Annotated in this window: 12 protein-coding genes and 2 tRNA genes; 5 read left to right on the top strand and 9 right to left on the bottom strand. The window is 58.5% G+C overall.

Annotated elements, in window-relative coordinates; genetic code table 11:
- Positions 1-12: 12 nt before the first annotated feature.
- The gene (locus tag BUB62_RS02360) at positions 13-1,773 is read left to right on the top strand and encodes an ABC transporter ATP-binding protein (RefSeq protein ID WP_073105616.1); all 1,761 of its coding nucleotides are present in this window, start codon (positions 13-15) and stop codon (positions 1,771-1,773) included.
- A gap of 138 nt (positions 1,774-1,911) precedes the next feature.
- Positions 1,912-2,436, top strand: a complete 525-nt coding sequence (locus BUB62_RS02355; RefSeq protein ID WP_073105614.1) for a hypothetical protein — start codon at positions 1,912-1,914, stop codon at positions 2,434-2,436.
- A gap of 65 nt (positions 2,437-2,501) precedes the next feature.
- Here the strand turns inward: BUB62_RS02355 and BUB62_RS02350 are convergent, their stop codons facing one another.
- The 3 genes from BUB62_RS02350 to BUB62_RS02340 all read right to left on the bottom strand — a co-directional run bounded on the left by BUB62_RS02350 (position 2,502) and on the right by BUB62_RS02340 (position 3,649).
- Entirely contained in the window at positions 2,502-3,206 is a 705-nt protein-coding gene (locus BUB62_RS02350; RefSeq protein ID WP_073105612.1) for a hypothetical protein, read from the bottom strand.
- Positions 3,207-3,403: 197 nt separating this feature from the next.
- A tRNA-Pro gene (locus BUB62_RS02345) sits at positions 3,404-3,477 on the bottom strand.
- Between the two features lie 98 nt (positions 3,478-3,575).
- A tRNA-Pro gene (locus tag BUB62_RS02340) sits at positions 3,576-3,649 on the bottom strand.
- Between the two features lie 318 nt (positions 3,650-3,967).
- Here BUB62_RS02340 and BUB62_RS02335 point away from each other — a divergent pair.
- Both BUB62_RS02335 and BUB62_RS02330 read left to right on the top strand, forming a co-directional pair.
- Positions 3,968-4,447, top strand: coding sequence for a T9SS type A sorting domain-containing protein (locus BUB62_RS02335; RefSeq protein WP_073105609.1), 480 nt, complete (start codon positions 3,968-3,970; stop codon positions 4,445-4,447).
- A 101-nt stretch (positions 4,448-4,548) separates the two neighbouring features.
- Positions 4,549-5,688, top strand: a complete 1,140-nt coding sequence (locus BUB62_RS02330; protein WP_073105607.1) for an NAD(P)/FAD-dependent oxidoreductase — start codon at positions 4,549-4,551, stop codon at positions 5,686-5,688.
- Between the two features lie 67 nt (positions 5,689-5,755).
- Here the strand turns inward: BUB62_RS02330 and BUB62_RS19710 are convergent, their stop codons facing one another.
- From BUB62_RS19710 to BUB62_RS02305, 5 genes are all read right to left on the bottom strand, one after another.
- On the bottom strand, positions 5,756-9,691 hold the full coding sequence (locus BUB62_RS19710) for an SNF2-related protein (RefSeq protein ID WP_317041370.1): 3,936 nt from the start codon (positions 9,689-9,691) through the stop codon (positions 5,756-5,758).
- A 247-nt stretch (positions 9,692-9,938) separates the two neighbouring features.
- Complete coding sequence (locus tag BUB62_RS02320; RefSeq protein WP_073105603.1) at positions 9,939-11,168, bottom strand: ABC transporter permease; 1,230 nt, start codon at positions 11,166-11,168, stop codon at positions 9,939-9,941.
- A gap of 48 nt (positions 11,169-11,216) precedes the next feature.
- Positions 11,217-11,549: a hypothetical protein gene (locus BUB62_RS02315; protein ID WP_073105602.1), complete on the bottom strand. Its 333-nt coding sequence runs from the start codon at positions 11,547-11,549 to the stop codon at positions 11,217-11,219.
- Between the two features lie 146 nt (positions 11,550-11,695).
- Positions 11,696-12,505, bottom strand: coding sequence for a class I SAM-dependent methyltransferase (locus BUB62_RS02310; RefSeq protein WP_073105601.1), 810 nt, complete (start codon positions 12,503-12,505; stop codon positions 11,696-11,698).
- A gap of 96 nt (positions 12,506-12,601) precedes the next feature.
- A complete protein-coding gene (locus BUB62_RS02305; RefSeq protein ID WP_073105598.1) occupies positions 12,602-13,033 on the bottom strand; it encodes a ribosome-binding factor A in 432 nt (143 codons plus the stop codon).
- A gap of 153 nt (positions 13,034-13,186) precedes the next feature.
- Between BUB62_RS02305 and BUB62_RS19250 the strand changes: the two genes are divergently transcribed.
- Positions 13,187-14,599 (top strand): hypothetical protein, encoded by a 1,413-nt coding sequence (locus BUB62_RS19250; RefSeq protein WP_159437389.1) that lies wholly within the window; start codon positions 13,187-13,189, stop codon positions 14,597-14,599.
- A 77-nt stretch (positions 14,600-14,676) separates the two neighbouring features.
- Here BUB62_RS19250 and rpiB read toward each other — a convergent pair whose 3' ends face one another.
- A complete protein-coding gene (rpiB, locus tag BUB62_RS02295; RefSeq protein ID WP_073105595.1) occupies positions 14,677-15,111 on the bottom strand; it encodes a ribose 5-phosphate isomerase B in 435 nt (144 codons plus the stop codon).
- Positions 15,112-15,205: the final 94 nt, after the last annotated feature.

The following is a 15,205-nucleotide window of genomic DNA, read 5'->3' as shown; positions in this document are numbered from 1 at the left end:
CTAAGCACACCCATGGAGCAAGCAACTACCGCCACCAAAACCGGCAATATCTTCGACTGGCAGGTGCTGAGCCGGCTGATGCAGTACGTGCGGCCCTATCGGCGCGTGTTCTACTTCCTGATTTTCCTCACCGTGGCCACCGCCGCGCTGGGCACGCTGCGCCCCTTCCTGATTCAACAGATGGTGGACGTGAGTATCGAGCAGGGCGACATGCTGGGGCTGAACAAGATGTTTGGGCTGCTGCTGGTGCTGTTGGTGGCCCATGCGCTGGTTAGCTACCTGCAAACCTACTTTGGTGGCTGGCTGGGCCAGTACATCGTGCGCGACATTCGCGTAGACCTCTACAAGCACATTCTGAATCTGCGCCTCAAGTTCTTCGACCGCACGCCCATCGGCGTGCTCGTCACGCGCAACATCTCCGACGTGGAAACGCTGTCCGATGTGTTCAGCGAAGGGCTGGCGGCCATGATCGGCGACATTCTGCAGCTGGTGTTCATCATGGCCTTCATGTTCTACATCGACTGGCGGCTGACGCTGGTGAGCTTGTCCGTGATTCCGCTGCTGCTGTTCAGCACCTACGTGTTTAAGGAGAAGGTCAAAAAGTCGTTTCAGGAAGTGCGCACGGCCGTAGCCAATCTGAATTCCTTCGTGCAGGAGCACCTGACGGGCATGAACGTGGTGCAGATTTTCAACAACGAGGAGCGCGAATTCACCAAGTTCAAGGCCATCAACCAGGAGCACACCCGTGCCAATATTCGTTCGGTGCTCTACTACAGCATCTACTTTCCGGTGGCCGAAGTGCTGGCGGCGGTAGGGGTGGGGCTGCTGGTGTGGTACGCCGCGCAGGGCCAGATTGAGGGCACCATTTCCAAGGGTGCGCTCATCGCCTTCATTATGTATAATGCGCTGTTCTTCCGCCCCATCCGCCAGATTGCCGACCGCTTCAATACGCTGCAGCTGGGCCTGGTGAGCACTGAGCGCCTACTGAAACTGCTCGACAGCAAGGAGCTGATTGCCGACAACGGCACGTACGCCCCGGCCACCATCCGCGGCGACGTGCAGTTCGACCACGTCTGGTTTGCCTACAACGACGAAGAGTGGGTGTTGCGCGACGTGAACTTCAGCGTGCAGGCCGGCCAGACCATCGCCTTCGTGGGCGCTACTGGCGCGGGTAAAACCAGCATCATCAACCTGCTCAGCCGCTTCTACGAAATCAACAAAGGCACCATTGCCATCGACGGCCACGACCTGCGCGAATATGACCTCAAGGAGTTGCGCCGCCACATCGGTGTGGTGCTACAGGATGTATTCCTCTTCGCCGGCACCATCAAGGACAACATCACGCTGGGTAGTAAGGACATAACCGACGAGCAGATCTGGGCCGCCGCCGATTTGGTAGGGGCCCGCCGCTTCATCGAGCGGCTGCCCGGCGGGCTGGAATACCCCGTGATGGAGCGCGGCGCTACGCTTTCTGTGGGCCAGCGCCAGCTCATCAGCTTCGTGCGGGCGATGGTGTATCAGCCCCGCATCATCATTCTGGATGAAGCCACGTCGTCAGTCGATTCGGAGACGGAGGAATTAATTCAGCAGGCCATCGAGAAGCTGATGCAGGGCCGCACCTCGCTCGTCATTGCTCACCGCCTCAGTACCATCCAAAAAGCCGACCGCATCATCGTGCTGGATCGGGGCGAAATAAAGGAAGCCGGCACCCACGAGGAACTGCTGCGCCACGGCGGCTTCTACCAGCAGCTCTACCAGATGCAGTACAGGTAGTGAGATGGTGAACCGGTGAGATAGTGAGTTTGATGTTCGGCTTGCGCCAACTGCGCCACTTGCGCTAACAGAAGGTCAAACTCACTATCTCACCAGTTCACCATCTCACTATTTCACTATCTCACCACTTCACCATCCATGACCCGCTGGATTTTTCTTGCCGCCCTGCTCATCGCCTTTGGCTTTGCTGGCTTCTATACCTATCTGGGCGGCTTCCGCGCCGCCGCCGTCACGCTCGAAACCATTCCGCAGCCCATCTTTCTGGCTGGGCGCTACTTTGCTGGCCCCGTAAGCAGCGACGAGTTCGGGCCATTGTTCCGCCAGGCCCAGCAGCTGCGCCAGAGCGGCCAGCTCCGCGGCGACCTGGCCAACATCTACTACAACGACCCCGCCGCCGCCAAGGACACCGTAAAAGCCTTCGTGGGCCTAGTGGTGGCCGATACAACCTCCCAGCAGCTCCCCGCCAACTACCACTACCGCACCTTCGCCGCCGGCCAGCGCGTGCTACACGCCCGCATCCAGGCCAGCTACATGGTGGCTCCCGATAAGCTCTACAGCGGCGTGAAAAACTTCGCCGAAAAGGAGCAGCTGAAACTGCGGCAAGTATATCTGGAGCGGTTCGGAGATGATGACAGAGCCGAAGTGCTGGCAGTGGTAAAGTAGTCCCAAACGCGAAGGGGCTTCCCCGCTGACTGCGAGGAAGCCCCTTGATAAAATCTGCGTCCGGTTTAGTTACCCAGGTGAAAAGAAGCGCCAACCGCCAGTTGGTGCAGGCCAAAATTCGCCCCAAATCTATTGCTGTTGCCTTTCGACTCCGACTTGTTCGGTGAAAGCACCTGCGAGGTGTAGCTACTTTTGGAGTAGAATATATTGCCCATCGTCAGTTCCAGCCCAATCTTCGGAGTTGGGAAATACACGAACCCCGGCAGCAGGTTGGCATAGCCACCGGTGGTTTTGCTCTCGCTATCATACGAGAAGGGAACCTCACTGCTATTTTCGCGGGTGCTACGATGGTAGCCTCCGCCTACTTGCCCATAAAGGCCCGCCTTCTCGCCAAACATGTGGTAATAGCGCACAAAAGGCCCTAAATGCAGTTCTTTCAGTATCTCCTCGTTGGCATAGGCAACGGGCGTACCCACCCCGGAATAGCTATCCTGCGAGGAAGTGGTCTTGTCTGATGATACTCCCGCATTCAGTCCCAGCACCAGGTTATTGGCTACAAAGAAACCTACTTGCGGACTGAACGATACCTGACGGCTACTGATATCGGTTGCCAGCTTGGGGATGGTAGATGCCTGCGAGGTAGTGGCTTCCGACTTGCCACTGTTGTAGCTGACGCTGCCGCCCAGGAGCACCGTACCGGGTTTGGTCTGCGCCTGGGCGACACTGATGGTAGCACCTGCGAGCAGAGTACTCAACACGAATTTTTGCATTGAAATAAATTGGAGAGAGTAAAAAGAAATGCTCCCTCTCAACGGCCGGTCGCGTCGCATTATTAGCCGCAAAATGTTTAAAAAGGCATATAGCTGAAAATGAGCAGCAAAAAATAAGTTTTCACGACCCCGAAAGCCAAAAAAGCCCGCTGAACCGAAGTTCAGCGGGCTTTTTGAATGACCTGAATAAATCAGTGTCGGGGTGGCAAGATTCGAACTTGCGGCCTCCTGCTCCCAAAGCAGGCGCGATACCGGGCTACGCTACACCCCGAAAACTGTGCTGCGTAGTGCACAGGTACTTTCAATAGTCACGGCCAAAAAAAGCCTCCGAACCGAAATTCGGAGGCCTTTTGGCAGCAAACTGCTCCGTCGGAGTGGCAGGATTCGAACCTACGACCTCCAGCACCCCATGCTGGCGCGATACCAGGCTACGCTACACCCCGAGGAATTGAGTTGCAAATGTAAGGCACAATCAGCGTGCGGCGCAACTTCTGCCCCGATATTTTTGCCGAAGCCTGCCAAAATTCGGGTACGGTAGGTCGGCTGTTGCCGCTAAAGCACGCATTCCAGGTCGGGAAGTTGTTCTGGGTGTGGAGCTTGGAGAATGTGGCCTGAAAATAGCTGTGGCGGAAAAAATATGGTAGCCATCAGTTGCTTGGTCGACATTTCGGCCCGGTTCGGCGGATTTACTGGCCAAGACAGGCAAGGATTTTTTACTTTTACCAGGCACTGGTTCCTTCAACCCAGCGTTTACGACGCGTATGAAAACAGCTACTCTAACGCTCATTTTGCTTGGTGCGGCGCTGCTGGCCGGTTCAGCCCAGGCCCAAACCAAATCGGCCAAGCCGGCCACTGCGAAGCCAGCCGCCAAGGAGCCGGTGAAAGCGGCTGCTACCACGGCCGCCAAACCCCCTGTGGCCGTTGCGGCCGCCGAAGCCAAGCCGGCCCCGGTGGAGCTGATAACCAGTAAGATGGAGCAGGCCCCGCCTTCCACCGATGCTATAAAAGTGCGGGCCGAAGCCAATCCGCTCACGCACCGCCTCACGGTGCGCACCGACGTAGCCGGCCCCACCCGCGTGGAAGTCAACGACGCAGAGGGCCGCCCCGTCATCACCCGCGACCTGATAGCCGGCGACGAGGCTACCGTGTTGGATGTGAGCAGCCTGCCACCGGGCTACTACATCGTGCATTGCACGGCGGGCAGCCGCAGCGGTATGCGCCGCGTGCTGGTCGGCCAATAGACGGTCTGCCCAGTCAGAGCTAAAGCCCGGAAATGCCTCTGCGTTTCCGGGCTTTGCTGTGTAGCGGGGTGCGTACTTGCTTCGGCCTGTTACCTTTGACTATGGCCGAGCAAGCATTTTCGTACTGGGAGCATCAGCAGTTTTTGCAAGGGTTCGATGTGGCCGTTGTAGGCGCGGGCATCGTGGGGCTCACGGCGGCTATTTTTACCAAGCGGCTGCGGCCCCAGGCCCGCGTGTGCGTGCTGGAGCGCGATATACTGCCCAACGGGGCCAGTACCAAAAACGCGGGCTTCGCCTGTTTCGGCAGCATTTCGGAGCTGCTGGAGCAGGAAAAAAAGGGCGGCACCGCCGCGCTGCTCAACGTGGTGCGCGCCCGCTGGGAAGGCTTGGCGTTGTTGCGCGAGCTGCTCGGCGACGAGGCCCTGCTTTATGAAGACGCAGGGAGCTACGAGCTATTCCGGCCCGAGGAAGCGGCGCTGGCCCACACCTGTCAAGCCCATATAGGCTATTTCAACGACCTGCTTGCCCCCATCATCGGCCGTCCCGACGTTTTTCGTGATGCCACCGCCAACATTTCCCGCTTCGGCCTGGGCCAGGTGACTACGATGCTGGAAAACCAGGCCGAAGGAGCCCTGGATACCGGCCGCCTGATGCACGCACTGCTGAAGCTGGCCTGGCAGCATGATATTGTGGTGCTGCATAGCTGCCCGGTGCTGGCCATAGAGGAGGCCGGGCCCACTATGCGCCTGCGCACGCCGTCGGCCACCATCGAAGCCGGACAGGTGCTGCTGGCCACCAATGCCTTCAGCCGGCAGTTTTTTCCGGCGCTGGATGTGCAGCCCGGCCGCGGGCAAGTGCTCGTGACCGAGCCCATTGCTGGCCTGCGCCTGCTCGGCACGTTTCACTACGACAAAGGCTACTACTATTTCCGGCAGGTAGATGGCCGCATTCTGCTCGGCGGCGGCCGAAACCTCGACTTCGCCACCGAAGCTACTACGGAGCCCGGCCTCACCGATTTGGTGCAGCAAAAGCTGGAACAGCTGCTGTACGAAGTAATTCTACCCGGTCAGCGCCCCCGCATCGACTACCGTTGGAGCGGGGTTATGGCCTTCGGGGCAGATCTGGCTCCTATCATTCAGCCGCTGGCTCCCGGTATTTTCGGGGCGCTGCGCTGCAATGGCATGGGCGTGGCAATGGGGGCAGGGGTGGGCCGGCGGGCGGCGGAGATGCTGGAAGCTTAGAAGCTGGGTTGACTGGATTTGTATTTCACAAGCAGCCTTGTGGTTAGCTTGCAAGCAACCTCTCAGTTTATCCCAGCAATTCCTCAATATCCTCCTTGGTCAGGCTCTTGATTATCGCCTCATCGGTCGTAATCAAATCCGTAACCAGCTGAATCTTTTTGTGCTGCAGGGCCAGGATTTTCTCTTCTACGGTGTTCTTACTGATAAACTTGTAAGTGAACACCGTGCGCTGCTGGCCGATGCGGTGGGCGCGGTCCACGGCCTGGGCCTCCACGGCGGGGTTCCACCACGGGTCGAGGATGAACACATAGTCGGCGGCGGTGAGGTTGAGGCCCACGCCGCCCGCTTTGAGGCTAATAAGGAACACGCGCAACGCCTCGGTTTCTTGGAAGCGGATAACCTCTTTATGCCGGTCGCGGGTGTTGCCATCGAGGTAAGCGTACTCCACCTGCTTCTCATCGAGTGAGGCCCGCACGATGTCGAGGTGCTTCACGAACTGGCTGAATACAAGTACCTTGTGACCCTCGGCCACTACACTACGGATCATGCGAATCACCTCGCGCAGCTTGCCCGACTCGTGCTCGTAGTCCTCGTGGGCCATGCGCGGATGGTTGGCAATCTGGCGCAGCTTGGTAAGGCCCTGCAGCAGCATAAACTGGGTGCCGGCCGTGCCGTGCTCCTCAATATTCTTGAGGATCTTATTGCGGTAGTAGCTCTTGGTTTCCTCGTAGCACTGGGCCTGCTCCTCCGTCATGTGACAGTAGCTCAGGTGCTCAATCTTGGCCGGCAACTCGGTGGCTACCTGGGCTTTATGCCGGCGCAGAATGAAAGGCTTGATAAGGGCGTGGAGCTTGCGGGTGCGGCCTTCGTCCTTGCCTTTCTCAATGGGCTTGAGGAATTCCTTACGGAAAAACGTCTGGGTGCCCAGCAAACCGGGATTGATAAACGACATCTGCGACCACAGGTCCATGGTGCTGTTTTCGACCGGGGTACCGGTCAGAATCAGCCGGTGGCGTGAGCGGAGGTTGCGCACGGCCTGCGAGGTAGTTGAGCTGGGGTTTTTGATAGCCTGCGACTCGTCCAGAATCACGTAATCGAAGCCGTAGGTGCGCAGCAGCTCCACATCCAGCCGCACGATGCCGTAGCTGGTCAGCACTACGTCGTAGTCGGCAAACTGCGCCACGTTTTTGTCGCGGTAGGTGCCGGTATAAGTCAGAATGCGCAGGCCGGGCGTAAACTTCTGCGCCTCACTCAACCAGTTGTATACCAGTGAAGTAGGCATCACCAGCAGCGTGGCCGCACCGATAGCGTCGCCGCTTTCCTTGCGCTCCAGCAGCAGCGCCAGCGTTTGAATGGTATTATGCGTGAGCACAAAGTTATCCGTCACATACAGGCGGTCGGGCGCATCCACGGAAATGCATTGCGCCGACATAGTGCCTACCAACTCCACCGCCTTAATGCCCCTGTAGGGTTGATATTTCGTCTTGGGCCGGTAGAGAGCCGCCTTGCGGGCCAGTCGGAAGGGCTGAGTATGAGGTGGCAGGCTCAGTGTGAGCGTGTAAGCCAGCTGCCCGGTCCGACTCTCACCGTTGTGCGTGTAGGAAGGCATTTTGGATGACTTTTTCACAGTGCCGCCCAACGACTGCACCAAGAAAGTAACCCCCGCAATCAACTCAACAGAAACAGAGGTAAACTGGCAGACATCCCCCTTCACCGACATGTAACCGTCGGAGTCCATCAGCCCTTGCAGCACGGCCAGGCGCGTAGCCGGGTCGTTGTACAAGTACACTTCAGGAATGAATTTGTCCTTCGACCCCTTGCCTTTCAAGCCCAGCGCCTGAATCGTCTGCATCAGCTCGTTGGTCCAGCCCGCCCCGCTTTTGACAAACGTATAGTCGCAGGTAGGGCCCTGCCGACGCATCGTCAGGCCCGGCGGCAAATCCTGCGCTACGTAGTTCACTATTTCCACATCCGCCGTCGATAGCATGATGCTGTTTTGCCGGAAACAACCATCGCCAAGCAGCAGGCCCATAAAGTAGGGGTCGACCGGTACCGGCTGCGCGGGCAGCACTACGGGCTTCACCATCGGGATAAACCACTTTGTATTGCCGTGCCGGTCGTGCAGGTCGTGGCGCAATTCCTCCAGTGACTTCACTCGGTACTCTTGCTTCCGATACTTCTGCACCGGACTTTGCACGGCCCATAGGTGCTCAGCGCAGCATTCGGCAGTAGAATTATCGGTGAACGTGACCTTGAAAATTTCCTTCTCGCCCTGCGGAAATACGCCCGTTACGCGGCTGGTGAGGCCCTGGGAATTAATAACTGAGTCGCCGACGCGCATCTCGCCCATCTGCTTCCAACCGTTGGGCGTCAGGATGTTGGCGTGTAGCGGCTGGGCTTTTCCAAGCCCCATATCGTCGGCCAGGCAGCCGCCAAACTGGTAGTCCTTCACAAAGTGCAGCCAGTTGTAGCCAGCCTTCTGGTAGGGCCGCAGCTGGCCCTGAAAGCCCACGGGCATGGGCCGGTCTTCCACGGCCTCAAACTCGCGCAGCTTTTCCAGCTTCTGCGACATGGTCACGGTGGCCAGGTTGCCATTCTGCAAGTCCGAAACCAGGGCCAGATGGTGCTTGCGCAGCGTGAGGTGGTGCTGGTGCTCCTCGGAAAAGGCAAACAGCTCCAGGTACTGCGTAAACCACTCCTCCGGAATCACGGCAATCTGGCCGTTGGGCAGGCGGTACTCATGGCGGCGGCCCAGAATGTAGGGCCGCAGCTTGATAAACGGGATTTCGAACTCGCCGAAGCGCACCGTGCCATGCACGTCGAACCAGTCGTTGCCCTCCGTGATGCCCACCTGCACCGTCACGGCCCCAATGAAGTAGTCTTTGCTGGAGGTAGTGCCCTGCTGCACCGTGAAGCCCAGGCGGGCCAGTTCCTCGGCGTGGCTGTGCAGCCAGCGGAAGGCGGTGGCTTTTTCCAGCACCGCCCGGCCGTTGCGCACTTCCAGCGCCCGGTCGGCCAACTCGCGGATAATTTCCTGCTCGTGGTCGAGGTTGCGGACGAGGCGGTGGAAAATGTAAGAGTCCTCGTTCTTTTCCAGCTTCACGCACACCCGCTTGTCGTAGCTGTTGTGCACGGTATGGTCGCCGTAGCGGAAGCTCAGGTCGAAGTGAATGTGGTCGGAGGGCGCGACGGTGAGGGCGCTGCTGATGTCGCTGGTGCGGCGCGCGGAGGCGCGGCTGCGCTCTTCCTCCGCCGGCACGATGACGGCCCCCGGCGTGTCGGAAAACGTGAGTTGGGGGCGGGCCACGTAGCGCTCCGAGCGAATATCGAAGCCGCGGGCGTGCACATCAAACGACTCGACCAGCGGAGCCACGAAGCGCTGAAAGTAGCTGTCTTCAACCTGCCGCGGAATGATGATGAACTTCTTGTTCAGAAACGGCTGGAGCTTCTTGCCGTCCACGTCGTTGCGGAAGTCGTAGAGCCGGTCGTCGAGCAGCATCCAGGCGGGCTGGGTGCATACGAGCACGGCGTTTTTGAACTGGAAATCCAGCTTCTGACCCTGGTACTGAATGGTGGGGAAATAGTGCGTGCTGTCTTCGTTGCGTCGGAAATGAAACAGCACCGATGCTGGCTCCGGTGCCACCCCGATTTCCTTCCAGGTCGGCTCGCCGTCTTTGCCCGTTATAAAGACCAGCTTGCCGCGCAGACGGGCCAGAATCTGGCCCATGCGCTCCTGCACATAGCGGCAAATGGCATCCTGCAGGACTTTGTCGCCTTTTTCGGCATCATAGATCTTCAGGAAGAAATCGGCCGGCGTGGTTTTCTTCGCCCAGAATTCCTTAATAACCGCATCCTGCTGAATCTGGTCGGTGAGAGCAATTAGCTCAAAATCAGTTTCATCCAGGCCATCGGCAAACTCCGGCGCGTTCTTGGCCGATACGGTCTGGTGCTGGAGCGTGAGCTGCCCGCGGGCATTGCGCTGTACGACATAGGACTCAAACAAATAGCCCAGATATTCGTGCTCAAGCAGCGAATAAACGATTTGAAAAGGCTGTGAAGTTGAGACCTTCATAGTCGTATATCCAGCGGAAAATGAGGGTTAAAAGTAGGGTGTAAACACTAAGTAGTATATTTTTTAGCAAAAAGTAAAATTTTTTATATAAATAATCACATAAATAGAATGAATCCCCGTTTCCAGTAGTCGGATGCTACTGGGAGGTAGACGAAATACTGATTCGGCCGGTAAAGGGTTACAGGTTGTCGCGAAGGGCGAAGCGCGAGGCCGTTAGGGCCGGGCGGATAGACACGGTGATGGTGATGACCACAATGGCCACGCCCGTGAGGATGATATCGGAGAGTTGCATTTTCACGGGGTAAGAGTCTACCACGCTGGTGGCCATACCCATGCTCACGATATGGAAGGTTTGCTGCAGCCAGCAGATCAGAATGCCCAGCGTGAGGCCCACAATAGCCCCCACCTGCGCCACAATGGCCCCTTCGAACAGAAAAATGTTGCGTACCGTGCGACTAGTAGCGCCCATCGCCATGAGAATGGCAATGTCTTTTTTCTTATCGATAACCAGCATCGAGAGCGAGAAGAAGATATTGAGCGAGGCAATGAGCAGGATGAAGGTGAAGGTGATGAACACGAACATCTTCTCCACTTTAATGGCCTTGAGCAGGCTCACGTGCTGCTCATCGGAGTTGTAGACGTGAAAGTCCGCGCCCAGCAGCTTCTGCAGATCCTGCTGCACGTCTTCGATCTGCCGGCTTTCACCCACCTTCACTTCCAAAGCCGTGCGGCGGGTGCCGTATTTGAGCAGGCGCTCGGCAAAGTCGATGGGCACGAAGATGTAGCTGTCGTCGATGTGCTGCTCAATCAGAAATACGCCGCCGGCCACGATGCTTTGCTCGGTGAAGGCCGTTTCGGGGTTCATCGAGAGAGTTTTCTTGCCCGTGTTGCGCGGATAGAGCAGGCGCAGGGGCGCAAACTTATTGTCGATGGCAATGCTGAGCTCGTGCTGCACACCGGCCCCAATGAGGGCGTAGGGCTCCTCGTTGCGCGTGAGGCGGTGGTCGCCCTCCACGATGGCGGAGTCGATGTGGCTTTGGGCGAAATAGTTGTCGCTCACACCTTTGAGCTTCACCACCATCTGGCGGTCGTGGTATTGCAGCAGGGCGTTGTCCTCAATCACTTCCGTGAGCAGGGCTACGCCGGGCGTGGCGCGGATGCGGTTGAGCAGCTGCTCGTTGGTTTCAAATGATTTGCCTTTCACCGCCGAAACCAGCAGATCGGGGTCCGATTTGCCGTAAAGCGTGCGCACCAGATCTTCGAGCCCATTGAACACCGACAGCACGATAATGAGCGCCATCGTGCCCACGGCTACCCCCACCATCGAGATGTTGGAGATGATACTGATGATGTTGCGCTTATTCTTGGACGAGAAATAACGCCGGGCAATGAGCAAGGGAACGTTCATGCAGGGCGTAGGCGAAAGGAGGCGATGGTAGAAACTGTGAGAAAAATGCTAGCTAGCGCGGCGCATGAAGTCTTCGAGGCGGCGCAGGCGCTCCTCGTGGTCGGTGAGGACGATGGTTTTCAACTCCCGCAGATCCGTCTTGATTTCGCGCAGCTCCGACAGCAGAATGGCATCGGTTTCCTCCTGGCGGTTATTGAAAGCGGTTTGGCGCTCATTAAAAGCAATTTGCTTCTCGTTGAAAGCCCGCTGGTCGCGGTTTACCTGCTGCTCCTCATAGATAAGCTGCATCTGATCCAGCATCTTATTCTGCACCACTACTACCGTTTCCAAAGTAGAAGCTACGGCTTCGATAGTGCCGCTGGTGTGGTCGAGACGGGCCAAAATCCGCTCATTTAGCTGTTCCTGACTATCAAGCCGTGTCACTAGCTGTTGCAGGACATGAAGGAGTTCGGGTTGGTCGGCCATGATTCAGGAGCGGAGAAAAAGATAGCGTCCCAAGATACGGGTCTGCGCTCAAAAGGTCGTGCTTACTTCCAGGCCTTCACAATCAGACCAGTGCCCGAGTCGTGCTTGCTGGTCGAGTCAATCCAGTTCAGGATGAGGCAGAAGGGGAAGGTGACGAGGTAGTAGAATGGCAGCAGCAGGAAAAACCACTTCGACGCGCCCAGCATCAGAATGGGGTATTTCATGCTCAGGCGCCACGAAATCTGGCCCGGCTCGCCGTAGCTGTAGCGGGCCTCGATGCGCTCGAAGCCGGCGGTGCGCAGCTTCTGCTGAATCTCGTGAATGTTGTAGCCGTCGCGCACGTGCTCCTCGATGAAGCTGGTTTCGCCGTCGGAGTGCACGTCGGAGCCGCCCTGGTCACTGGGGGTCGAAATGAGCAGCATGCCGCCATCTTTGAGGGAGGCGTGGATGTTGCGGAACACTTCCACGTCTTCCAGAATGTGCTCCATCACATCTACCGACAGGGCCAGGTCGAAGGTGTTGGGCTCCTGGTACAGCACCAGATCCTGCACGGCAAACTGCACGTTGGTGCGCCCGATCTGGCGGAAGAACCGGTTGGAATCGGCAATCTGCTCGTCCTTCACATCGACGGCCAGAATCTGCCATTTCTTGCTCAGGCCGCTCATCCAGTACGTGTACTGCCCGTAGCCGGAGCCGGCATCCAGGATGGTCAGGGCCTCGTCTTGCCGGCCGGCGGCCCACTGGCGCAGCTCGCGGTGTACGTGCCAGGTGCGCAGCAGCAGCAAATCGAGCAGGAAGTAGAAAACGCGGCGCAGCAGCGGCGTGCGGTTAAACACTTCGCCCAAAGACTTCTTAATCGGGTCGTAGTACAAGAGGTGAAATTGTGAGATTGTGAAATTGTGAAGCGCGGGGAAATTGTGACGAATCGGCCGGAAGGCCCACAAATTCACAATCCCACAACGTCACTTTTACTCATCTTCGTCAGCAAACAGCTTGGGGCGCTGGGGGGCATCTTGGGCTTCGGGCTCGGCGGGGGCATCGGGCGTTTCGGCCGGAATGTGGAGTGTACCCAGCACGGCATCCATGTGGGCCGCGTATTGGGCACTGTCGTCGAGGAAGAAGACCAGCTCGGGAATGATGCGCACCTGCTTGTGAATGCGTTTGGCCAGCGCATGCCGTATGGCTTTGCTGTTATCCTGCACGTTGGCCAGCAGACCTTCGCCGCTGCCGGCGAGCAGAGCGCTCAGGTAGATGCGGGCCACGCCGAGGTCGGGGGAGATGCGCACGGTGCTGATGCCGGGCGGCAGGCCCGGAAACAGGTGCGGCAGGTCGCGCTGAAATACGGCGGCCAGATCCTGCTGCAGCAGGCTGGCAAACTTTTGCTGTCGTTTACTTTCCATAAGAATTAGCAAAGATAGGAAGGTTGTAGCTGCAAGCCTCAAGCTACAAGCCGCAAGCTTCAGGCTACGAACGGCAATCCGTGAAAGCGTCAAAAGCATATGGCTTGCGGCTTGTAGCTCCAAGCTTGTAGCTTGCAGCTTAAAACCTTCGCTTTGCTTCGTTTCTTCAAAAGTCCGCTGCCGTCGCGGCTGGTGCTGCTGGTGCTGTTGGTGCTGGCCGTGCGCCTGCCGCTGCTGTGGCTGGGCGTGCCGCTCACGGCGGCCGAGCTGCGGGCCATGCTGGTGGGCGAGCGGCTGCACGAAGGCGCGCTGCTCTACCGCGGCCTCTACGACAGCACCGCTCCGCTGGCCGCCCTGCTTTTCGGGGCGCTGGAGGCCGTGGCCAGTCGCCCGCTCTGGCTCTACCGAACGCTGGCGCTGGCGCTGCTGTTTTTCCAGGCCCTGCGTCTGAACCTGGTGCTCAACCGCGCCGACGTGCACCCCGAGCGCGGCTTCGTAGCGGCGCTCACCTACCTGGTGCTGGGCAGCCTCACCGCCGACCTCGACACCCTTTCGCCGCTGCTTATTGGGCATACGTTCATCATCATTGCCCTGAGTGCGCTGCTGCCCACCTCCCGCGAGGGCTACGACAACCGCCGCCTGTTCCGGGCGGGCTTCCTGGTTGGGGTAGCGGCGCTGTGCTACCTGCCGCTGGCGCTGTTTCTGCTAGTGGGGCTGTTTGCTGTTATCATCTTCGCGGCCAACTCGTTTCGAAGCTTTCTGCTGCTGGTGTGCGGGTTTCTGTTTCCGTATGCCGTGGCGGGCACCTTCTTTCTGTACAAGGAGGCGCTGCCGGCTTTCGCGCAGTTTCATCTGCGCCCCACGCTGAGCGGGCTGGTGGCCGGGGCCGATGGGCTGCCGCTGTTCGTGCAGCTGCGGCTGCTCATTGTGCCGGGTCTGGTGCTGCTGCTGGCCCTGGGCCGCTCGTTCACCACGTCGCTGGGGCTGGTATTTCAGGTGAAGTTTCAGCAGTTGATGCTGGTGTGGCTGCTGGTGGCGGTGGCTATGGCGGCGGCGGGGCGGGGTGTAGCGCCCGGCACGTTTGTGCTGGCGCTGCCGCCGCTCACGTATTTCAGCCTGTTTCTGTGGCAGAAAGCCCGCCATCCGTGGCTGGTGGAGGTGCTGCTCATTGCTCTGCTGAGCGTGGTGGTGGTGGTGCGCTACCGCACGCTGTTGCCCCTGGAAAAAGCCTTGCCCATTCCGCCCGAGCAGCATTATGCTGTGCAGCCTAACCCCGCGTATGCCGCCCTGCGGGGTCAGCGCCTACTGGTGCTGGGTCCCGACCGCCGCCCCTACCTGCAAAATCGCGCCGCCACGCCCTACCTCGACTGGCAACTGTCGCAGGCCGATTTTGGCCATCTGAATGAGTATGCCGCCATCTTCCGACTCGCCCAAAGCTTCGCCCAGCTCCCCCCGGATTACATCATCGACGAAGCGCGGCTGATGCGCGAACTGCAATACAAAGTGCCCGCCGTGTTCGGCCGCTACCAGAAAACCGCCACCCCCAACGTGTACCGGAGGCGGTGAAATGGTGAAATGGTGAAATAGTGAGTTTGATGTTCGATCCGCGCAATTAGTGCAGACAGAACATCAAACTCACTATTTCACCATTTCACTATTTTATCAACTCGCTTCTGGTGGCGGCCGCCTTCGAAATCGGTGTTCAGGAACTTACTGACGATGGCGCGGGCGGCTTCTTCACTCACAAAACGGGCCGGAACGCAGATGATGTTGGCATCATTGTGCTGCCGGGCCAGGGCGGCTACTTCCGGCTCCCAGGCCAACGCGGCCCGAATCCCCTGGTGCTTGTTGGCCGTGATGCACACACCATTGGCCGAGCCGCACACCAGAATGCCGCGCGTCAGCTCGCCACCCGTGATGGCCAGCGCCAGCGGATGCACGAAGTCAGGGTAATCGACGGAGGCGGGGGAGTGGGTGCCGAAGTCGCGCACGGCGTAGCCCTTGCCGCGCAGCCACTCGGCTAGCATCTGCTTGTACTCAAAGCCGGCATGATCGGAGCCGATGGCAATGGTTTTCATTCTTTTAATGTGCTGATTTGTTGATGTGCTAATTTGCTGATGTGCTAGTGAGATTTAGTGTAAAGATTGAGCGGAATTTGAAAATGCACCACAC

It is taken from the genome of Hymenobacter daecheongensis DSM 21074, from assembly GCF_900141805.1.
Lineage (GTDB): Bacteria > Bacteroidota > Bacteroidia > Cytophagales > Hymenobacteraceae > Hymenobacter > Hymenobacter daecheongensis.
Note: the sequence above shows the minus strand (reverse complement) of the source record. Positions and strands in the feature narration are given on the sequence as shown.